The 21,470-nt window shown below is 41.9% G+C and carries 16 protein-coding genes and 5 pseudogenes; 8 read left to right on the plus strand and 13 right to left on the minus strand.

From position 1 onward, the window contains the following. Both PN838_RS26455 and PN838_RS14240 read right to left on the minus strand, forming a co-directional pair. Positions 1-144, minus strand: coding sequence for a hypothetical protein (locus PN838_RS26455; protein WP_334313370.1), 144 nt, complete (start codon positions 142-144; stop codon positions 1-3). Next, positions 132-716 carry a FadR/GntR family transcriptional regulator gene (locus PN838_RS14240; protein ID WP_334313371.1) on the minus strand — a complete coding sequence of 195 codons (585 nt, stop codon included), beginning with the start codon at positions 714-716 and terminating at the stop codon, positions 132-134. Before PN838_RS14240 ends, PN838_RS26455 begins: the two co-directional genes overlap by 13 nt. 268 nt (positions 717-984) lie before the next feature. Here PN838_RS14240 and PN838_RS14245 point away from each other — a divergent pair. The 3 genes and pseudogenes from PN838_RS14245 (at position 985) to PN838_RS14255 (ending at position 2,540) form a co-directional block, all read left to right on the plus strand. Next, positions 985-1,784 (plus strand): annotated as a pseudogene (locus tag PN838_RS14245) (SLC5 family protein). Positions 1,785-1,786: 2 nt separating this feature from the next. After that, positions 1,787-2,053, plus strand: a complete 267-nt coding sequence (locus PN838_RS14250) for a sodium:solute symporter family transporter (RefSeq protein ID WP_272181105.1) — start codon at positions 1,787-1,789, stop codon at positions 2,051-2,053. A gap of 109 nt (positions 2,054-2,162) precedes the next feature. Then, positions 2,163-2,540, plus strand: a complete 378-nt coding sequence (locus PN838_RS14255; RefSeq protein ID WP_272181106.1) for an SLC5/6 family protein — start codon at positions 2,163-2,165, stop codon at positions 2,538-2,540. 65 nt (positions 2,541-2,605) lie between these two features. On the opposite strand, the gene PN838_RS14260 is transcribed toward PN838_RS14255, so the two are convergent. Beyond that, positions 2,606-3,373 (minus strand): glycoside hydrolase family 43 protein, encoded by a 768-nt coding sequence (locus PN838_RS14260; protein WP_334313520.1) that lies wholly within the window; start codon positions 3,371-3,373, stop codon positions 2,606-2,608. Between the two features lie 325 nt (positions 3,374-3,698). Between PN838_RS14260 and PN838_RS27380 the strand changes: the two genes are divergently transcribed. Together PN838_RS27380 and PN838_RS27385 are read left to right on the plus strand one after the other, a co-directional pair. Beyond that, positions 3,699-4,337: a family 43 glycosylhydrolase gene (locus PN838_RS27380; RefSeq protein ID WP_370661037.1), complete on the plus strand. Its 639-nt coding sequence runs from the start codon at positions 3,699-3,701 to the stop codon at positions 4,335-4,337. Beyond that, on the plus strand, positions 4,318-4,731 hold the full coding sequence (locus tag PN838_RS27385; protein WP_370661038.1) for a family 43 glycosylhydrolase: 414 nt from the start codon (positions 4,318-4,320) through the stop codon (positions 4,729-4,731). The genes PN838_RS27380 and PN838_RS27385 overlap by 20 nt, the downstream gene beginning before the upstream one ends. Positions 4,732-4,905: 174 nt before the next feature. On the opposite strand, the gene PN838_RS14270 is transcribed toward PN838_RS27385, so the two are convergent. The 4 genes and pseudogenes from PN838_RS14270 to PN838_RS14285 form a co-directional block, all read right to left on the minus strand. Next, positions 4,906-5,613, minus strand: a complete 708-nt coding sequence (locus tag PN838_RS14270) for a DUF6805 domain-containing protein (RefSeq protein WP_502592201.1) — start codon at positions 5,611-5,613, stop codon at positions 4,906-4,908. After that, positions 5,608-7,460: pseudogene (locus PN838_RS14275) on the minus strand (glycoside hydrolase family 127 protein); the annotation flags it as partial. The gene PN838_RS14270 and the pseudogene PN838_RS14275, both read right to left, overlap by 6 nt. A gap of 26 nt (positions 7,461-7,486) precedes the next feature. After that, positions 7,487-8,449, minus strand: coding sequence for a glycoside hydrolase family 43 protein (locus PN838_RS14280; protein WP_272181108.1), 963 nt, complete (start codon positions 8,447-8,449; stop codon positions 7,487-7,489). Between the two features lies 1 nt (position 8,450). Then, complete coding sequence (locus PN838_RS14285) at positions 8,451-9,857, minus strand: MFS transporter (protein WP_272181109.1); 1,407 nt, start codon at positions 9,855-9,857, stop codon at positions 8,451-8,453. Positions 9,858-10,110: 253 nt separating this feature from the next. Between PN838_RS14285 and PN838_RS14290 the strand changes: the two are divergent. Then, positions 10,111-10,535: pseudogene (locus PN838_RS14290) on the plus strand (DUF3859 domain-containing protein). Here the strand turns inward: PN838_RS14290 and PN838_RS14295 are convergent. From PN838_RS14295 to PN838_RS14320, 6 genes are all read right to left on the minus strand, one after another. Then, complete coding sequence (locus PN838_RS14295) at positions 10,532-11,107, minus strand: transposase (RefSeq protein ID WP_272181110.1); 576 nt, start codon at positions 11,105-11,107, stop codon at positions 10,532-10,534. The pseudogene PN838_RS14290 and the gene PN838_RS14295 overlap by 4 nt on opposite strands. Before the next feature lie 427 nt (positions 11,108-11,534). After that, complete coding sequence (locus tag PN838_RS14300; RefSeq protein ID WP_334313372.1) at positions 11,535-11,879, minus strand: hypothetical protein; 345 nt, start codon at positions 11,877-11,879, stop codon at positions 11,535-11,537. A 98-nt stretch (positions 11,880-11,977) separates the two neighbouring features. Beyond that, the gene (locus tag PN838_RS14305; protein ID WP_272181111.1) at positions 11,978-13,174 is read right to left on the minus strand and encodes a TonB-dependent receptor domain-containing protein; all 1,197 of its coding nucleotides are present in this window, start codon (positions 13,172-13,174) and stop codon (positions 11,978-11,980) included. A gap of 7 nt (positions 13,175-13,181) precedes the next feature. Beyond that, complete coding sequence (locus PN838_RS14310; protein WP_272181112.1) at positions 13,182-14,474, minus strand: TonB-dependent receptor plug domain-containing protein; 1,293 nt, start codon at positions 14,472-14,474, stop codon at positions 13,182-13,184. Positions 14,475-14,567: 93 nt separating this feature from the next. Then, on the minus strand, positions 14,568-17,438 hold the full coding sequence (locus tag PN838_RS14315; protein WP_272181113.1) for a LamG-like jellyroll fold domain-containing protein: 2,871 nt from the start codon (positions 17,436-17,438) through the stop codon (positions 14,568-14,570). Beyond that, positions 17,411-18,019, minus strand: coding sequence for a family 43 glycosylhydrolase (locus PN838_RS14320; protein ID WP_272181114.1), 609 nt, complete (start codon positions 18,017-18,019; stop codon positions 17,411-17,413). Before PN838_RS14320 ends, PN838_RS14315 begins: the two co-directional genes overlap by 28 nt. Before the next feature lie 315 nt (positions 18,020-18,334). Between PN838_RS14320 and PN838_RS14325 the strand changes: the two are divergent. Together PN838_RS14325 and tkt are read left to right on the plus strand one after the other, a co-directional pair. Beyond that, a pseudogene (locus PN838_RS14325) lies at positions 18,335-19,286 on the plus strand (glycoside hydrolase family 43 protein). 147 nt (positions 19,287-19,433) lie between these two features. Then, positions 19,434-21,434, plus strand: a pseudogene (gene tkt, locus PN838_RS14330) (transketolase). Positions 21,435-21,470 lie beyond the last annotated feature (36 nt).

A 21,470-nucleotide genomic window follows, 5' to 3' on the forward strand; every position in this document is an offset into this window, starting at 1 on the left:
TTACTTACTATGTGTTGAACTGATCTTTTCGTCAATAAGCACCATAGCTTCATCAATTAAATAAGCCATCATATTTTTTGCTCGTTCCGCTTCACCATTATAAATTGCTGAGTAAACTTTGTGATGTTCCTCTACAATCGACAACCGGTTTCCTTTTGCAGGTGTAGTATGCTGAATACTGACTGACAAAGCTGTGCTGATGAACTCTTTAAGTTGCGCAAAAATCGGTTGCCACTGGCTTGTAAGATAGACGAATGAAAAGCTAAATCAGAATCAAACATTGACGCATCGTCAATTTTTGCGGCTTTCTCCATTTCATCAAGCGCATTCTTAATGTTTTTGATGAGTTCTTTATCACCATTTTTGGCCGCTAACGCGGCGGCTTGCGGTTCAATCGCCATGCGCACCTGTAAAAACTCTTTTAGTACAAATAGAGAAGGACTATTTTGCAATAACCATTCTAATACCCGGGTGTCATAAAGGTTCCAGTTTTCAGCCGGTTCGACTCTGATCCCTTGGCGGGGTTTAGAGGAAATTAACCCTTTTGCCGTTAACATTTTTACGGCCTCTCTTACGGCGGTTCGGCTAACTTTATAATGCTCACAAAGTTGCGCTTCTGTTGGAAGGTTTGACCCCGCTGCATATTTCTCTGAAATAATTTCTTTACCTAAGGCATCAGTTACTTGCTCTGATAGGTTATTTTTTGACACTGCCATAATGTTAATGCGTCCTATTCATAACTATTTTTAAGATAATAACATAATAATTTGTAAGGCAAACTCCAATTGTTGCGAGTGTATTCCACTCATGAATAAGAATAAATAACAAATAGTGACCTTAGTTTTTGGTTTAAATTTTAATATTATTATTATAGTATAAATAATAATTTTACTGAGGATAATAATAATGATTGAACTTAGTTGGCTCGATTGGGCCGTTTTAGCGGGGTTTTTCTTGTTATTGATAGGCGTTGTTGCTCTGTCAATGCGAGATAGAGAAGAAGATACAGCGGATTACTTTTTAGCTGGCAGAAATGCAACTTGGTTAGTGATAGGTGCGTCTATCTTCGCCTCAAATATCGGTTCGGAGCATTTAGTCGGCCTTTCAGGAGCGGGGGCATCATCAGGAATGGCGCTTGCTCATTGGGAGTTACAGTCGTACATCATACTTTTATTGGGCTGGTTTTTGTACCATTTTATTGGAGCTCAAAAGTTTACACTATGCCAGAGTTTTTGGAGCGACGATTCTCAGAACGTTGCCGAACGTTCTTAGCGGCAATTTCAATTATTAGTTATGTGTTAACTAAGGTAGCCGTTACGGTTTATGCAGGGGCGCTGGTTTTGCAAACTTTATTAGGTATAGATTCCGTTTGGGGTATCGACTTTTTCTGGGTTGCGGCTGTAGGTATGGTGGTTGTGACTGGGATTTATACGGTATTAGGCGGCATGAAGGCAATTATGTGGACTTCAGTACTGCAAACACCTGTACTTCTGATTGGTTCAATCATTATCGTTTGGTTAGGCCTGGATAAAGTCGGAGGTTGGGCAGAAGTAGAGCGAATTAACGCAGCCAATATGCACTTGATCCGACCTTGGGATGACCCCGAGTTTCCATGGCCGGGTGTTCTCTTTGGCTCATTTATTATTGGATTTTGGTACTGGTGTACTGATCAATATATTGTTCAACGTATCCTGTCTGCAAAAGGGATTAAAGAAGCTAGGCGCGGGACTATGTTTGCAGGTTATCTGAAGTTATTGCCTGTGTTTATATTCTTAGTTCCATAGGCATGATCGCTTTTGCACTTCAGCAAAAAGGGCTGATCAGTTATGACTCTTCAGATGCAGCATTTGCAACCTTAGTGTCTGAACTTTTACCAGCTGGGGTAAAAGGCATAGTGATTGGCGGCTTATTGGCAGCCTTAATGTCTTCGTTAGCATCACTGTTTAATTCATCTGCGACTTTATTCACTATCGATTTTTACAAGAGGTTTAAACCCCAATCTTCCGAAAAGAGTTGTTGCAAGTCGGTAGATTGGCAACGGTTGGAATTGTAATTTTGGGGATGCTTTGGATACCACTGATGTTAGCATTATCAGCGAATTTGTTTGAGTACCTTCAACAAGTGCAGGCACTAATCGCACCTATGGAATAGCCGCGGTCTTTTTGCTTGGTATTTGCAGTAAACGGATCACTGAGGCGGCCGCATTTTGGGGGCTTGTGATTGGATTTATTTTGGGCATGTTAAGGCTCGTATTGAGTTTCTTCGCTGAACAAGTTGAGTCTATTGCCTTAATTGGTTGGTTCGCGAACGAAAACTGGCTCTATATTTGTATATTTTTGTTTATTGTTATTTCGCTTTTAATGCTTGTTCTGAGCTTAGTCACTCCACGGAAATCGCTACAAGAACTAAAAGGTTTAACCTTCACTACGATGCCTAAAGAACAATTAGAAGAAGTAAAAGCCGGTGTCGACAAATGGGACTATATCCATACGGCAGGCATAATCGGCATCACAGTGTTTATCTATTGGCGCTTTTTCTAACCATTTTCCCGTTGTTGATTGTCAGGTCGACACACCTTTTAGGCGCTATTAATTAGCGTCTTTTTTTAATCGCTCATTTCTGGTCTCAGTTGGGGAAAACCATTTTTATCCCATTGAATTACTCGCGCTCTCGCGTGACGATTAGGATCGGTGAGTGGCGTCCCCTGTAAGTCTTTGTAGTCGCGAGCATGATAGATGAGTAGATCTGTTTTGCCATCTTCGGCAATGACAAAACTGTTATGACCTGGGCCATAGCGATTGACGGATTCATTGGTTCCAAAAATGGGATTTGGGGATTTATTCCAACTTTTAGGGTCCATCAAATTATCTTCTGGATTAGCCCAAAGTAAACCCATTGCATATCTGTCATCTGTGGCGCTGGCCGAATAAGCGACAAATACCTTATTATTTCGGATCAGTACAGCGGCGCCTTCGTTAACTTTATAACCTTGAATCTCCCAATTCAGCTCCGGTTTCGACAGTTCGATCACTTCGCCCTTGATGGTCGTTGGATCAGACATTTCTGCCATCCACAATGCAGAGTTGTATGTGGCTGTTGGGTCTTGTTGAGCCCAAATTAAGTAGCGCTTACCTTTGTGCTCAAAGGTGGTTGCATCAAGCGCAAAGGTATCCCATGGTGTTTTGATTTGTCCTAAGTTAGTCCATGAGCCTTGCATAGGATCTGGATGGTCATTTCTTAATACAAACATTCTAATATGAAATGGTCGATCTCTTTCGCCAGCAGCAAAGTATATATACCATGATCCATCAATTTTATGCAGTTCAGGCGCCCAGATGTTAAGGCTTAAAGGACCTGTTTGATTTTTTGCCAGATCACCTTAGGGCGGGCCAACTTTAAATCATTAAGTCGGCAGGCTTGTCTGAGTTCTATGTTGTCAAATTTAGGAGACGAACCAATGAATGTATAACAACCCGTTTCTTTATGTTTATATAAAAAGGATCGGCCCTCTGGGTTACGATAGGGTTGTCGTACAATAGTGTACCGTGAGATTGGGTACCTACTATACTCGCGCAAAGGCAAGTTAAGGTTGCTAATCGTTTCATTAAATACCTCTGTTTTATGAAATTACAATTGAAAAACCATGATTAAAATACTATTGTAATATAAATGTATTGTCCATCAACAAAGAGAATTTTATGAGTTTAAGAATAGAAGTATTATTCCAGCACTTTACTAGGCTGTTATGTTTGACCGCATTCGTGACATTAGGTGCCTGTGCGAAACAGGTCGAAGTTCACGACCCGGTTATGATTAAGGCTGACGACACATATTATGTGTTTAGTACCGGACCGGGGATTACTTACTACCGGTCGAAGGATATGAAAAATTGGCAGCTTGTTGGCCGAGTTTTTAAGGATGAGCCGAGCTGGGCACGGCGAGTAGCTCCTGAGTTTAACGGCCATTTGTGGGCCCCCGATATTTACCATAAAGCGGGTAAATATTATTTGTATTATTCTGTCTCAGCGTTTGGTAAAAATACGTCTGGAATTGGCGTTGCGGTAACAAAGTCGTTAGAGCCTAACTCGCCTGATTATGGCTGGGTAGATTACGGTATTGTGATCCAGTCAGTACCAAATCGTGATCATTGGAACGCAATTGATCCCGCAATCGTCGAAGACGAAAATGGACAAACTTGGATGACGTTTGGCTCATTTTGGGATGGCATGAAGTTAGTTAAGTTAGACGATGATTTAGTAAGGCTTGCGGAGCCACAAGAATGGCATACCATTTCGGCGCGTCAACGCTCACATAACCTTGATACTGCAGAGCCTTAGCGACGCCGCCGTTGAAGCCCCATTTATCTTTAAGAAAAACGGATTCTATTACCAGTTTATTTCGTTTGATAAATGTTGCCGTGGGCTCGACAGTACTTACAATGTTAGAGTCGGGCGCTCTAAGTCGGTAACAGGCCCTTATTTGGACAAAAATGGTGTTGATATGAATCATGGTGGAGGCTCCTTGGTTATTTCCGGCAACGATAATTGGGTTGCGTTGGGGCATAACTCGGCATACACCTTTGATGGGAAAGACTATCTGGTACTTCATGCGTACGAAACTGCAGATAACGCGCTGCAAAAGCTCCGTATTTTGGAAATGTCTTGGCAGGGTGGTTGGCCAACGGTTGATGCCAGCGACCTAGATAAAAATATAACCCAGTTAATCGAATAAACCATACTCCCCTAATTGAGGAATTTTAAGCGGCCATTTCCATTGGAACTGAGCCGCTTTTTTGACGGAATTCAACAGTATTTAAAACGCTTGTTTGCTGATGTTTAATCACTTAGTTTTAACTTAAAGCAGGAAAGCGGTTTACATTGTTGGTATTGGCCATAATTGCATCAGTTACCGAATTACAGAAAATTTGTAGTGTAGTATAGAGTCTGTTTTAAGAGTAAAAAACAAAGGCCAAAGCCAAGGCATAGAGTTATTGTGGAAGTAACTTTGTGTTTTTCGCGGCGTAAAAAAGGCTGCGTTTCGGCAACCTTTATCGTTTATCTGGATCTTTATTGAGTTAGGGTGACTCATTAAGCGAATTCCATAAATTCCGCCCGCGATAGACTCTGGTTTTGCATGAAACTTTAGTTCTAGAGTTTTAGCCTCTTTCATTGTCTGTGTTAATGGGTAGTCAATATAATAAAAATCATCCTGACTCGAATGTGGTTTCAAGTCGACCTCCGCCAATAACTCTCCATTAACTTCAATGACAAAACGACGGTTTATGTCGTGTTTAAAATATTCTATTCGCAGTAATTCTGCATTTAAATCTTTATTAGAAAGCTTATAACTGAACCAACCGAACGCATCTCGCCAGTGATGTCCGTTATTAACACCAGCTCGGGTGTTATCACCTTTAAACTCATGTTCAACCTCTGGTTGTTGTTGGCTAGGAGTAACTTTGTCGATCGTTTTTGCTGCCAATTCAGCATCCTGAAGCGCTTGTTTTTTAACCTTTTTGGCATAGGCATCAAACTTTTGTTTATCGAGTTGCGGCCAATAAACCTGATGGCGACTGTCGTGTAAGCTATAAAATGGGATTAACGTGGTGGCCATGGACTCATTGGCGTTCTCAACAGTTGCGATATGTTTATCGACTCGAAAAGCCAATGAACCCGGAATTCGAGTAATACCCGCAATAAAGTCATCCGGGCTAGCCAGCATGATTGGCAGGGCCTCGGGGGACAAGTTGGTCCCGCCGCGATATGTCCCATCCGACTGTTGTCAGCGACAAAACTGAGCTTTTCGTTTTGTAATGCTTCTACTTTATTGGCAAGTACCACTGGACCATATAATAACGAATAGTAATCCTGACCATCTGGGAGTTGTTCGGCATAGAGCTTAGTAATTAGCTCAAAAGTTAGGGTATCGCCATCTTGCCAAGTTTGGTCAATGGCGACATAACCATTATTAAATTGCGAAGTGATCAATTTCCCATTTAGTTTGACGGCTAGTGGGGCATCTATCCAATTAGGTTGACGAATTTTGAGGGTAAAGTTTTTGGCAACTTCGACATTTACTTTTAACGAAACTTGGTTGGAGTCTGGAAATTGGGTCCTTTGGGTTATTTTAATACCTTGTTCCTGCCAATCTAAAGTTGATGGAACGAACATATTTACCAGCAGTTTTTCTCCTTGTTTGGCGTAGATAAATTCACCGTATTTACTATGATTTTCAATTCCTGAACCGACACAACACCACATTGAATCTTCAACGGCTGAATACATTCTATAATGTCCGGGGCGCATCGAGGTAAAGTAAACTAATCCACCATGTTCTGGATGCTGTGACGACAAGATGTGGTTATAGGTTGCTCGTTCATAGTAGTCCAAATACTTTGGTTCAGATGTGGATTTAAACAACATTAGACTGAGTTTCATCATGTTGTAAGTGTTACAAGTTTCCGGGCCCTCAATATCTTCAATCATTGGAGTGAAGTCTTCGCTGGAGTGGAAGTGTTCACGGACGCTGTTACCACCAATCGAAACTGTGCGGTTGCCTGTTACCGTTTGCCAAAAGTATTCGGCGCCATTAATCCAATCTATATTTTTAGTGGCTTCCGCGTAGCGTAACATGCCAATAATTTTAGGGATTTGAGTATTGGCATGCAGTCCTGTTAGCTCATCTTGCTCATTTAATAATGGATTTATTATTTTCAAATGTGAGAAGCGGCGGCCTAGTTCTAGGTATTTTTCTTCGCCAGTTATTGTCGCCACGTCGACAAAGACTTCGTTTAATCCGCCATGTTCGGAATACAACATTAACTGTATTTGCTCGTCAGTTAACCCTGCAACGAGATCCAACATCCAATCAGTGAGTTTTATTAACATTTCTCGCGCTTGTTGGTTTTTGCCAATTAAGTAGGCATCTCGCAACCCATGATAAATTTTGTCAATATTATACAAAGGTACCCAGCGGTCATTGAGACTAAATAAGTCTGCTTTAATGGTGCCTTGGCGTATTTCCTGCCATGCTGTCAGGCCATTTGGGATACCGCCTAAATAGCCTCCCGTTCTAATTTGGGCTGCTGCTAATCTTTCAATCATATAGTCGAGTCGGCGCTTGAGATCAGGTTGACCTGTAGCCGTCCAAGCCAAACTTAATGCTGACAAATAGTGGCCACCGATATGTCCATCTAATCCGGTGTTTTCCCAATTACCATAAGGCTCTACTTTTGATCCGATCCCGGCTTCACGTAAATAAGGAGCAAGTAACCTATCCGGCTCCATTGCCAATAAATAGCGTACATTTGTTTGCTGCGCGTGAGCCATTGGGCCATGGGTAATTCGTATTTGATTCAGTGGGAAAGATTCTATTACCTCTTCGAAAGCGATGGTGGAGAAGGCAAATAATAAAAAGGCGCTTGATAAAAAGCGCCATTTGAAGATTTTTGTAGTTAACATGTTTTAATTGTTTCCACTGAAATATACTAAGGTTGGCCGGGTTTACCGAAAATTGGCATACCGTGTACGTCCCATTTCACTTGTTTTACATACGCATGACGATCGGGATTCCAAAGCGGATCACCTTCGATTTCTGTATAGGTGCGACTGTGATATACCAAGACGTCATTATTATTTTCATCTTTAGTAAAACTGTTGTGGTCAGGGCCGAACATTTTCACGGTGGGGTCGGTTTGAAAAACCGGTATTTGAGATTTAGTCCAACTCGCGGGGTTCAGTAGGTCTGACTTTTGATCAGCCCATATCATACCCATGGCATAGTTTTCGTCTGTTGCACTGCCAGAATAAGTGATAAATATTTTTCCGTTTTTCTTTAATACGGAAGGCCCTTCGTTAACCCAAAAACCAATGGTTTCCCAGTCAAACTCTGGCTTAGTTAACATCACAGGTTCGCCTTTGATTTCCACCGGCGTTTTCATGGGGGCAATGTAAAGGTTTGAGTTGCCTTTTATGCCAGGACCTTTTTGGGCCCAGACATAATACAATACGTCATTATGAGTGAATGTGGTGGCATCTAGGCAGAACGTGTCGATACCTGTATCAATTTGACCGCAAAACTCCCATTCGCCATCGACCGGATTATCATCTGAACACTTGATGGCGTACATACGGTGTTGGAAGAGATCATCTTTGATTTCACGAGAAGGTGCCGCCGCAAAATAGACGTACCACGCACGTTGGTTAAAATGAATTTCTGGCGCCCATATTAATTCGCTGTATTGGCCAGTTTCTGGTTTGGTCCAAACTATTTCGGGTTCAGCATTAGCAAGACCTTCAATTGTTGTTGCACGGCGTAATTCAATGCCGCCATACATTGGAATTGACCCAGTAAAGTAAAAGTAGCCGTCGGTGTGTTTAAAAATATGTGGATCAGCACGTTGAGGGATTAACGGTTCATTGGTATTCATTTTTGCAGCTTGCGTGCTCATATTATTTAGCTCCTGAAACAACAACAGTATTTTTACTGTCTGACGAAGTTGAATGAGTTTGGTTGGATTCTTTGACCTGTAACTCTGTGATCAATTTTTGGTATGCCGCATCGGTTATCAGGTAGCGTTTCATCAACAACCCAACGAAGTAGTGAAACACACCGGGAATTATAGTTAGCATTAGCGCTATCCCCGTTAAGGTAAATTCACTCTGCTGTTGGGAAGGGTTATAATTAAAGTACGCGAGTAACCATCCTACGATAGCTCCGGCAATACCCATACCGGCTTTTTGGAAAAAGGAAATACCACCAAATGCCAGCCCCGCGACTCGCTTATCAGTTTTATTGTGCCCATAGTCCACGGCTTCAGTAATCGCAGACCAGAATACTGGGGCATGCAAATCCACCACAAATGAGATTATAAAATAGAAAATAAAGGCTAAGAAAATGTCGTTTGGCCCCACCAAAAAGTACATTGCAAAACTGATAACACCTACAGCCATTTGGCTATATCGAAACAACTTAATCTTACAAAAGCGCTTTGTTATCCAAGTTGAAGCAACCATAGAAAGGATTGCGGCACTTACGCCAGTCGCTAAAAAGGCGGATTGAATACTGGTATCACCACCTAAATAATATTTTGCATAATAAAGTGCTACCGAACCACGCACGACATAGCCAATCGTTCCGAGAATGCAAACACCTGCTAAGATGAGCCATTGGTCATTTTTCAACAATAAGGTGAATTGTTCCTTAAGTGGTTTTTCGTCAACCTGATGTTCCAATCGTTCTTTAGTTGTAGCAAAACAAAAGACAAACATTACTACCGCTAATACTGACATTATACCCATCGCAAATTGATATCCTAGTGCCATATTGCCTTGCCAGTAGTCTGCCGCCGCAACTTTAGGTACGATAATCGTGACTAAAAACGCTGCAATTTTTGCAAAAAATAACCGATATCCATTTGCTGAAAGCCGCTCCTTTGGATCTGAGGTCATAACACCGATAAGTGAGATATAAGGTATGGTCACTGACGTAAACATTAGCGTAACAAAAATGTAGGTTGAATAGGCCCACATTAGTTTTGCGTTGTAATCGCCGTCAGGAGTACTAAACGTAAGAAATACCGAAATTCCAAACGGCACGGAAAGAAATAAGAAGTAAGGGCGATAGCGGCCCCAACGTGTCGTGTATTTGTCGGTTATCATGCCCATTAGTGGGTCACTAATAGCATCCAGTAACCTTACTGATAGAAATAAGATAGCCATATCTGTAGGTTTTAAACCAAATACATCGGTATAGAAGAATGAGATGATTAACATCATCGAAGATATCACCACATTAACGGCCATATCGCCGGCGCCAAAACCGACTTTCTCTAGATAAGATAATTTTTGTGAACTCATGAAGTAACCTGTTTCATACTTTTTATTATTTTGGTACTGGTTGCGAATAAATCCAGCAAGTACATATTACTCTGGTAATATTATCATACATATTTAAATATGGAAGTAAGTTAGTGTAAGTTTCATATTAATTACACGTTTTAATATTCAAATTTGAGTTCGTGAAATCTATTGATTGCGCTTGTGACATGGCTTACAGGGTTGGTAAATTTTATGTTCGGGTTTTCGTAACAAAACAAACAGAGCAGTAAAAATGGCAAAACCTAAACCTATTATAGAAATAATTAGCTACGGGATATATGACAAATGGGATGCAGACGACAAAACATTACCAAAGATTAAACGTTTTACAACAACCGTTGGTGCCGTGATCGATGTGGAATTTGGATTCATTATCAATATTAAACGGGCAAAAGGGGAAAAATCCGTTACTGCATTTACCACCCTAACATTCCCGATGCTGATGGTCGGATAATGGCGCCATTTGACGGAGAGCATTATGTGAAAAGTAACAACTGGGATTTCTATTTGGGCGACACCATTTGGGCCCCGGAACACAATAAGTTAGGTGTTTGGCGTATGACGATAGAATTAGGTGGAAAGGTCGTAGCGGAACAAAAGTTCAATCTTGTCACCCCCAAAGGGGTCAGATACACTTATTTCAATTTCAAACTTTAGTTTGGGTGGATTTTGATAGGACGCCCCCGTTTTCCTTCCATTACTCTTCGACCTGTTAGTGTTTCAACTTCTAATTTGAAGCGTTCACTGCCTAATGCCATGCTTTTGTTTAATGCTTCGCGAATATCATGCAATAGTGGTCCATCAACATGGGAACGAAATATCTCCCGATAAGCTTTTAATCTGTCAAACTTATTATCGCCAAGTCTCAAATATAAAGGGTGAGGGGAGCACAGTTTTGAAACTTTTCCCAGACCATTAATTTGATAACTAGACCATAAATAATTTGCAGGGTCATTAGTTATTTTTGCGCGAACAGGGTTTAGTTCGATGTATCGATATAATTCCATCAAGTATTTTTCTTCCTGAATTAAACAGGTTTTGTATCTTCCTTCCCATAATGTGCCGCTCCGATTATATTTTTTATTAAAATAGGGGACGTAACGGCGTCCAAGACTTTGCATCATCAAACTTACACCATTTGAAAATCTAGGGGTACAAAGTATATGAACATGGTTTGTCATTAAAACCCAAGCGTGGACATCGACTTTAAACTTTAGAGAATACTCCATTAGCCAGTGACAATACCTTAGCAAAATCGTCGTCGCTTGCGAAACAAATTTGTCGGTTGTTTCCTCTCTGAATCACGTGTTGAGGTACATTAATCAAATCTACTCTCGGTAACCTTGCCATAGTTTCATCCCTGATTTTATTGGTTTAGGGAATATAGCTTTATTTCTAAAACAAAGAACCTGTTCCTCATGCATATAATTATGTGTATCTGACCCCAATTTTTATTAATCAAATCTACTCTCGGTAACCTTGCCATAGTTTCATCCCTGATTTTATTGGTTTAGGGAATATAGCTTTATTTCTAAAACAAAGGACCTGTTCCTCATGCAAATTATTATGTGTATCTGACCCTATATTTGGGGATTTGGGTACAAAAAGCCCGGGCGGACCCGGGCTAAGCACTTTATGTTTTTAAGCCAAAACTAACTACATTGAGTAACGAATACCTAGTGCAACCGTGCGACTGTAGTTACCCGTGTAAAAGTTAAACAAGTCCGGTTCCTCGTAGTATTCTTGGTACAATTCATTTGTGATGTTTGTTGCATCTAACGTAACGGTGACTTGGTCTGTTATGTCATAAGTGAATTGAACATCAATGCTGGTTTCTGGTCGGCGCCAAATAGCCAATGGGTTAGCGAATAAACGCGCTTCGTTTCTTTGCTTAAATGCTTCGCGATAAACATAAGACCAATTAGCACTGAACTTTTCAGTTTCATACATGACCTTAATATTGTAAGAATCTGGAGAGACACCAAACATGGGTTCTTCCATAGTTCCAATCGCTTCGCCTGTGGCACTAAATAGCGGGTTTACTTGGCTGGCTTCTAATTGAGTGTAACTCGCTTGGAAACCTAATCCATTCAGAATGCTTAAGGCAACTCTTCAGGATAATACGTCACACCCACTTCGACGCCTTCTAACGAACCTGTGGCCTCGTTATTAGGTTGTGACAATACAAATGGGTAATCCGCACCTTCAATACTTATTGAGCGTGTTGTATCGATAAACAAACCGTCGATATCACGCTGGAACCACGTCGTATAGATCGCGTTACCTTCGCCAAAGTAATACTCTAGTGAAATATCTAAGTTTGCCGATTCAACCGGTTTTAAATTTGAGTTACCTTGCCAAGCCGTCCCATAACCAACATCGGTGACGTCAGGAAAATAGGAGCGCAGCGGGTTAAAGGAACCAAAATCTGGACGTCTAATAGTCTCCGTATAGGCGAAACGTGCCATCCAATCCTCTAAGAAAGTGTAACGTACAATTGCGGTTGGCAATATCTTGTCACTTTCATGGACGCTTTCTCCTTTACAATAGATGATTGTTGATACATCAAATGCGTTATCATCCGCTGGGTTAACCTGAGGATCGCGACATGCTTGAGTATAGGTGCCTTCGGTTTTTACCTCCGAATATCGAGCACCTATGGAACCGTCAAATTCACCTATATCCGTATCATAATAAAACTGCGCTTCTGCATAGAATGACAAAGAGGTCTCTTCTGAGTTCATGTTTTCGCTAAGGTTTAGTGAAAATATGGTTGGAACGCCATTGTCATATAGACGCATATCAGTCGACGCCAACTCAGAAAACCCGAACCCTTCGCGATAAAACTCTCGCTCAGCAAACAAGTGATTGCCATCACCAATAACCCATGATTCTGGCACATCAGCTCGGTCGTCAAAAAATTCGTCATTTATAAACGCTAGGTCTTGGTGTGTTCTTTGAATGTCATCACAATAAAAACCAATGTCATCATTATTACTACAATCCATTCGAGCGCCGCGGCCGGAAGCTATTGCAGTTCTCTGCTCAAATCGAGTTCCAAAGTTGATTTGACTGATGCCGCCAAAATCCACCAACCATTCACCATCTAAGGTAAACGTCACAGATTCCCCTTCATCTTTACCACCGTTATCCCAGGCTCTACCAATGGTATAAGCCTCTGGGTTAGTTAGGTCCGACTCGTCCCATTCCGTTGAAGGATCATCAGGGAAAATCAAGGAAGGCACGCCATTTCCATTGTTAAAATCAACTTCAACAGTATGGTAGCTAGAACCCATGCATCACCTACGCGATGACGAGGATTCCAACGTGTCGCAAAAACTCACTTTCAAACGTACTTTGCTGATAGACCACCTCTGACTCAATTTTAAGATCTTCGTTTAAGTCCCATTTTCCGCCCAAAGCGTAAACAAAACTGTCAGTTTTACCCGTACCCGCATCGCCACTGTTAAATCCGCCTGCGTTGTATACTGTACGTTCCTTAATGACATTGGTACCTTCATATACGGTATAACTGTCATCTAAATTCACAGTGCCATTTGGGTTTACAAACGTGAAAAATAAACTGTTGAACGATTGCGAACGGTATCCGTTATAAAACGCTTCGAACAAGTATTCAGAGCTGTCGTTTGGTGCAAACTGCAGTGAAATATTTGCTGCAGGACGTTCCCGTTTACCTGTAAAATCTGAGGCAAATACTGCATCTCTAGCTAAGAAATATTCTTCATCAACGCCACCAACATTAATTGTTGAACCGGCAGCCGTAGGCAAACCCGCAAGAGTGCCTGGGACCCATGCCGTCATTTCCTGTCCATCGACCACATATGTCGTGTTGATCTGCTGATACGCAGACAATAAAGGTGAAGATGGGTTTGCTCCTGCAAATGGAACCGCCGCGCCTGAAGTAATGTTTTCATCACGCCAATTCGTTTCAGAATATGAAAGGTTAACAAGCGCGCCGAATTTTCCTAAACCTGACTCCCAAGTATTGGATACCAAAAAGCTAGCATGAGGATCGGTCGAATCCGCTTGATCTTGATATACCCCTTTTGCTGCCGCCACAACTTTGACACCGTCGAAGTTAAATGGGCGTTGGGTTCGAACATCAATTTGACCCGCGATACCCGTTTCAACTTGTGAAGCCGAGCGGGTTTTATATACATCAACACCAGCTAACAGGGCTGCAGGTGTATCGGCTAACGCGTAGCCACGGCCCGTTGAAATAAAGATCTGCCGGCCATTGATGGTCGTGGTTACGTCACTTAAACCACGAATTGAAACGGCGTTGGTTTCGCCTGAAGCCCGATCGGTTACCTGTATACCAGGTACACGTTGTAGTGCTTCAACGACATTGTTATCGGGAAATTTTCCGATATCTTCCGCAACGATACTATCAACAATTTGAATCTCTTCTCGTTTTAGATCCATCGCTTTTACTAAAGAAGAGCGCATGCCTTTAATTTCAATTACTTCAATATCGTCACTATCAGTTGCTTCTTCAGCTGCCATTACATAACTCGGCGCTGAGATCATCATTGCGGTTATTACCGCTTTATATATAGTCGAACGCTTAAACATAAGTTAGTTCTCTCAAATTCATTTTAACTAGGTAGTTGTGTTTATCACTACCGCTGTTTTTTATGGCCCACCAGCAAGGTGGGCGCTTTTTAGTTATTCAGCTAAATTGCCTTCATCAAAAAGCTCTTTAATATCAGTCGCCTCAATGGGCTCTGCAAAAATAACAAGCTCATCAATTAAGCCATCAAAACTTACGTCCCAATAGTTAATACCTAGTGAGAATTCAGATGAAGATGCGGCAGTAAATACATCTGGAAAGCCATCAAGTTCGTTGGCCAATTCACCGTTTAGGTATATCGATAACTTGCCACCATCAACGGTAACCGCAAAGTGAGTCCACGCATCTACTGGGATTTGCACTCCAGAATCACCATCAAACCACGCGGTACCTGACCACAACATCGTGTTTCCTGCACCTGGACCATACGGCACGACGCTAAACCAGCTATTTGCGGATGCTGCGCCAAAGAAGGCCGTTGTGAATTGACTTAAACTGCTTGGTTTCAACCAAAGAGCGAATGAATATGTGTGATCAGTGATCAAGTTATTGGGTAACTTGGCACCAGCGGAACTTCCACCTGCAATCGAGAAAGCATCTCCAACGATACCTGTGTCATAAATTGTGGCGGCGTCAGTAGGAATTAATCCATTTACCGCAGCTTGACCATCGGCAAAGTTGCCGGTGCTGTCCGCCAAATTACCTTCAAAACTGAAACGAGCAATTGGACGTGGTGGGCCTTCGGCGATAACTTTAGCGGTGAAGCTTTTGGTTTCGGTTATACCAGCTAAGGAGATAGTCGCAGTTAAAGTTACGTCGACATCTTCATTTCCGCGAGTCGGGCGTGTAACGTAACCAAATTGGTCAATAACCGCTGGATGGGAAGACTCCCAAACCACACTTGATGCGAACATTCCGGTTCCCGCTAACGGCAAGTCTGCAACAACAAAAGTCAGGTCAGCAGCAATTGATAAGTTTTCTTTGGCCACGGCTGTCATTTGTGCATCTTCAGTGAACATGTTGTATTCAAGTGCACTTATTTCTTCTTCCGTTAAAGCTTGTGAATAAACTTTTAGTTCATCAAATTGGGCAACAAGACCTGGATCCCAATAATTGAGTCCTAAAGTAATAATGGAACCATCAGGCTTATCAGTGTGCATGTCTTCTAGACCTTCCGCACTGCCGACCAGCTTACCGTCATAGAATATTTCTATGGTTCCCTCTTTAAAGGAATAGGCGACATGGTGCCACTCATTGATTGGGTAAGGTACGACACTCGTCGTCCCGTCAAACCAAGGAAAAGAAGCATCTTCTTCGAGCCAATGTGACCACATCATTAAACCGTCATTCCAACTTGCAGGAAGGAAGGATTGCCAATAGTCAGCACTTCGGGCAGAAAAAACTGCTGGACGGAAATTGTGTTGTTCTTGTTGGTTTAACCAAAACGACACTGTGTACTCATTGCCTTCAATCACACTTGGATCAAGCAAAATACCATAGCTTCCATCGAGGTTAACGGCCTTACCTAGCGGACCATCGACGTAATTTGCAGTGGCCGGGTCACCCGCTACGTTTGCAGCGGCGACACCATCCGTAAAGGTAACACCTTCATTTGTTAACGTGCCAGATTCAGCTAATGTTTCATCAAAACTGAAATGTGCACGTTTTGGCAAAGCAGACAATATAGTCATATTAATCGCTTCTAACGCTTTGACGGTTACAGTTTCAGTGTAAGTTGCCGACTGACCTTTGTAAGTTACGTTTGCTGTAATATCGACTTGTTGATCACCTAGATCAGACGGACCTTGATATATTGCACCTGAGCGACGAACTAAGTATTCATTGCTCGACGTCCAGCTAACGGTTAAGCCACGTGGGCCAGTGCCAGCAAGGAGGAAATTGCCGTCAGACAAAATTTCGGTTTCGGTTGGAAAATAATCAGCCATTGCGTTTTGAAAATCGGCTAATAATTCCGCAGGCGTTTTGTCTTCGAGTTTGTGAGCCCAAATCATTTCGCCAGAAGAACTCATGGCAGAAATAACAGGCTCTAAACGTTCTTCACCCTTGTTCCATTGCCATTTCACGACACCGTTATAATTGGTACCGTCAATGGTTATATTTATGAGGCTATCATTTTCCGAAAAAGTATATGTGCCACTTGCTGCACCGGAAATATTACCTTTAAATACGTGGTTGCCCTGAGATAAATTGATATACAAGGATTGATGTTCTTCGGTATTGGTATCATTTTCATGAAAAATAATACGGTAATCACCTTGAATATCCTGGTTATCAACGTAATTAACACCTTCGATTGGTGCATAGCGATGCGGCGATAAAACTAACCAACCATCACTGTTAACCCACATTTCGTGAACCCGCACTGCATGCGCATTTTCATGGGCCTGCTGTTCTACCGGAAAACGCGTATGGGAAACAAATAGGTGTTTATCCAATTCAACGTCATACATTGCTGAATTGTGGCCCGGTGCGTTATAGCCCCATTCTGTTGCAGTTTCACCTAGCGGAGAGTCGAAATTGAAGCTACCAATAAGTTTAACGCCATAATTGTTGTTAACTCTAGCATCAATGACGTCACGTCCTTCGGCGTCTAAATATGGCCCATCTGGTGTTTTAGAACGAGCGACCCTGACGTTGTAACCTTCGCCATCGGCAAAACCACCGTTTGACCACATTAAATAATAATAATCACTTTTAGGGCTATAAAATACAAATGGCCCTTCCATAGCATTAAAATCACCGCCTGCGAGCTTTTTACCAAAGCCTTGACCTGCCACAGGCATTCCGGAAGTTTCATCAATATCAAGGACAAAAATACCGCCAGAATAAGAACCGTAAACCATCCACAAACCACCGTCTTTATCATAGAAGGTGGTTGGGTCAATCGCATTAGGATGGATGGCAGCATTATATTCTGTCACACCATCCACAGGGTACGTCGCCAATTCACCGTCGCGGTGACCCGAGCGTAAAAGATCCCTTTATTGACATATGGACCTTCAATAGAATCCGCTTCTGCCAATCCTAAATAAGAGCGGTGATAACATACTTCGGTGCCGATATTCGGTTCTTCTGGCTTAGCTTGACCACAATGGTTGTAATAAAACCAAAACTTTCCATTTGGTGCTTGGATTACATTTGCAGCCCAATTACCACTAAAATTATCCGTCCAAGCAATACCTTCGGCAATTTCGGTACTATACGTTTGGAATAGAGGGCTTGTGTCTACATTGCCTTCGGTGAGAGATGATACTTCTTGCCAATTCATTAAATCCGTGGATTTTGCGGCCGCGAGATGGGAGCCAAAAATGTAATACGTGCCATCGACTTTAATGACCGACGGATCATGAACGCCATAGTCGTTAAATCTTTCACTGTTAGAAATCCCTGCGGTTGGATCAGCTTTAACATAATTTGAGTTGTTAGGTATATTGCTTGTCGAAAAGTCGGTTAGATCTTTTCCTGATTCGCTACATCCTGACACGGCAATTATGCTGCTCACGATGAGCGCTAATTTTCGTTTCATGTTGATATTCCTCAAGTATAGAACCTGTTATTGTTATTTAATTATTACCAAAGGCAATGCAAACTTATTAGAATTGAACAAAGTTTGTAGATTTATTCTGTAATAGTAATACAATATTATCAACCTACAATTTTGTTATTGTATGATTTTTTTCAAAAACATACAGGTTCAAATGATGGTTTTTTATTATTTATTCTTTATTTACAAGACGTTAATTGAGGTTCTAAAGGTAAATAATTATTTAGTATATAAATGGTAATTTGTATTACATATTTCGATAATATTAAAAAATAGGGTAAATCAAAAGAGGGTATTATGTTTAAAAAGTGTTTATTTATAGTGTTGGGCGGATTAATGAGTACCGGCCTAATGGCTAAAAATCCAATTGTCACGGATGTATTTACAGCGGATCCAGCCGCATTAGTCGTCGGTGATACAGTGTACTTATATACTGGTCATGACGAAGCACCACATAACGATCGTTTCTTTGAAATGCACGACTGGTTAGCGTTCTATTCAAAAGATATGGTGAACTGGACATCACATGGCCCTATCATGCGTGCGACTGACTTTAAGTGGGCTAAAGGTGATGCATGGGCAGCGCATATGGTCGAAAAAACGGGACATTTTATTTCTACACAACAGTTCGTCACAAAGACGATAAACCGGGATTTGCTATTGGTGTCGCAACGTCCAAATCACCGACAGGACCGTTTAAAGATGCGATTGGCAAAGCCCTGGTAACAGACGATATGACAAAACACACCCCAAATGATTGGGATGACATAGACCCTGCAATCTATATCGAAGAGAACGGCGATACTTACATGTTCTTTGGTAACTTTATGCCTAAATACGTTAAACTTAAAGACAATATGCTGGAATTAGATGGCGACATTAAAACGTTGGAGTTACCAAACTTTACCGAGGCATTGTGGGTCCACAAAAAGAACAGTATTATTATGTGTCCTATGCGTGCGAATTCCCTGAAAAAATTTGTTATGCCATGAGTAAATCAATTCACGGCCCATGGGAATATAAAGGGATTTTAAATGAAATCGCGGGGAATTCTGAAACGAATCACCAATCGATTATCGAGTTTAAAGGTCAGTCATTTTTCATTTATCACACAGGCGCTATGCCGCCTAAAGATGGCAAGCCAAGCGGCGGTCGTTTTCGTCGTTCAGTCGCAATTGATCCACTATATTACAATCCAGACGGTACATTAAAACGCGTTGTAATGACTACGGAAGGTATCGAAAACTAAAATAATCTCATGTCATTACCAATTAAATTAAGCACCGTTTATATCGGTGCTTTTTATTTGGGAGCAACATTAAATTTAGCTTGTACTTAACGACGCTATGTAGAATAATTATTAGCATATTATAATATAAATAAGTTAGGTATAACGATGACTCAAAATACTATGCAAAAATCGGCAAACGCCATCCGACTACTTGCGGTTGACGCCGTACAAAAGGCAAACTCAGGTCACCCTAGCGCCCCAATGGGCATGGCTGATATAGCAGCCGTTTTGTGGCAAAAGTTCTTGTCTCATAATCCAACTAACCCAGAGTGGGCAAACCGCGACCGTTTTGTATTGTCTAATGGTCATGGTTCTATGTTGCAATATGCGCTCTTGCACTTATCAGGCTACGATTTAGATATCGAAGAGCTTAAACAATTCAGACAGCTACATTCGAAAACACCGGGTCATCCAGAGTATGGCTACACGGTGGGTGTTGAAACGACCACAGGCCCATTGGGTGCTGGCATTGCTAACGCAGTAGGCATGGCCATTGCAGAAAAGACCTTGGCGGCACAGTTTAACCAGCCTAAATTTAACATTGTTGATCATTACACTTATTGTTTCTTAGGTGATGGATGTTTAATGGAGGGTATTTCTCACGAGGCTTGTTCGTTAGCTGGCACGTTAGGATTGGGTAAACTGATTGCGTTTTGGGACGATAACGGCATTTCAATCGATGGTGAAGTCGAAGGTTGGTTTACCGATGATACGGCAAAACGTTTTGAATCTTATGGCTGGCATGTGGTCACAGATGTAGACGGTCATGATTTTGAGCAGATCACCGCCGCCATTGAACAAGCAAGATCAGTCTCGAATAAACCAACCATGATTTGTTGCAAAACGACAATCGGCTTTGGCTCGCCAAATAAAGGCGGAAGTCATGATTGCCACGGCGCGCCGTTGGGAGACGCTGAAATTGCTGAAGTGCGTAAAACTTTAGACTGGCCGTTTGCACCGTTCGAAATCCCGCAAGACGTTTATCAGCAATGGGACGCAAAAGAAGCCGGAATTGCAAAACAATCGCAATGGCAAGCTGTCTTCGATGATTACGCCGCAACTTATCCAGAGTTAGCCGCTGAATTTACGCGCCGAGTAATTGAAAACCGTTTACCAGAGTCATTTGGTGCGGCGTTTGATGAGTATATCCAGCAATGCCAACAAGAAGGCGCACAGATCGCGACTCGTAAGGCGTCACAAAATGCCATTACTTTTTTGCCGAACAACTTCCAGAAATCATCGGTGGTTCAGCTGACCTTGCGGGCTCAAATTTAACTTTATGGCCTGACGCTAAAGGCATTCAGGATGACGCTGCAGGGAATTATGTGTTTTATGGAGTTCGTGAATTTGGCATGAGTGCCATTATGAATGGCATAGCATTGCATGGTGGCTTCATTCCTTATGGTGCAACGTTTCTGATGTTTATGGAATACGCAAGGAATGCGGTACGTATGGCTGCATTAATGAAAGCTCAAAGTATTTTTGTATATACTCACGACTCGATAGGACAAGGGGAAGACGGTCCCACTCACCAACCCATTGAGCAATTGGCTAATTTAAGAATGACCCCAAATTTAACGACGTGGCGACCATGTGATGCAGTTGAAACGGCAGTTGCATGGAAAAATGCGTTAGAAAACAATACGGGTCCTACCGCACTTATCTTTTCTCGTCAGGGTACACAGCACATGGTAAGGGACTCTGAACAAGTGGGCTTAATTGAAAAAGGAGGTTACGTGATCTCCGATTGTGGCAGTAAACCCGAATTAGTGATCATTGCCACTGGTTCAGAAGTGTCATTAGCCGTAGAAACGGCAAGCAAGCTGCGCGAAGAGGGCATTAAAGTGAATGTGGTCTCAATGCCTTCAACAACGGCGTTTGACCGACAAAGTGAGGAGTACAAACGCCAAGTGTTACCCTCTAATACGGCAAGGTTGGCAATAGAAACCGCTCATGCAGATTTCTGGTATAAATACATCGGAGATAAAGGAGATATCTTAGCGATGACCACTTTCGGTGAATCGGCGCTAAGGCGGAATTTTGCTGCAACACTTTGGCTTTACGGTAGAAAATGCGGTTAAGAAAGCGAAAGCGTTGCTGAATTAATATAGAAATTTTTTGGTGCACTGCACAATAGGCCTA

This window comes from Psychrosphaera algicola (assembly GCF_028401425.1).
GTDB lineage: Bacteria > Pseudomonadota > Gammaproteobacteria > Enterobacterales > Alteromonadaceae > Psychrosphaera > Psychrosphaera algicola.

Coding starts and splice junctions, on each gene's coding strand:
- PN838_RS14270 (WP_502592201.1), bottom strand. CDS start 5,613: ATGGCCACCACGTTAATCCCATTTTATAGCTTACACGACAGTCGCCAT.
- PN838_RS14285 (WP_272181109.1), bottom strand. CDS start 9,857: ATGAGTTCACAAAAATTATCTTATCTAGAGAAAGTCGGTTTTGGCGCC.
- PN838_RS14305 (WP_272181111.1), bottom strand. CDS start 13,174: ATGGGTTCTAGCTACCATACTGTTGAAGTTGATTTTAACAATGGAAAT.
- PN838_RS14300 (WP_334313372.1), bottom strand. CDS start 11,879: ATGGAAGAACCCATGTTTGGTGTCTCTCCAGATTCTTACAATATTAAG.
- PN838_RS27380 (WP_370661037.1), top strand. CDS start 3,699: ATGAGTTTAAGAATAGAAGTATTATTCCAGCACTTTACTAGGCTGTTA.
- PN838_RS14280 (WP_272181108.1), bottom strand. CDS start 8,449: ATGAGCACGCAAGCTGCAAAAATGAATACCAATGAACCGTTAATCCCT.
- PN838_RS14250 (WP_272181105.1), top strand. CDS start 1,787: ATGATCGCTTTTGCACTTCAGCAAAAAGGGCTGATCAGTTATGACTCT.
- PN838_RS14240 (WP_334313371.1), bottom strand. CDS start 716: ATGGCAGTGTCAAAAAATAACCTATCAGAGCAAGTAACTGATGCCTTA.
- PN838_RS14320 (WP_272181114.1), bottom strand. CDS start 18,019: ATGAAACGAAAATTAGCGCTCATCGTGAGCAGCATAATTGCCGTGTCA.
- PN838_RS14310 (WP_272181112.1), bottom strand. CDS start 14,474: ATGTTTAAGCGTTCGACTATATATAAAGCGGTAATAACCGCAATGATG.
- PN838_RS14295 (WP_272181110.1), bottom strand. CDS start 11,107: ATGGAGTATTCTCTAAAGTTTAAAGTCGATGTCCACGCTTGGGTTTTA.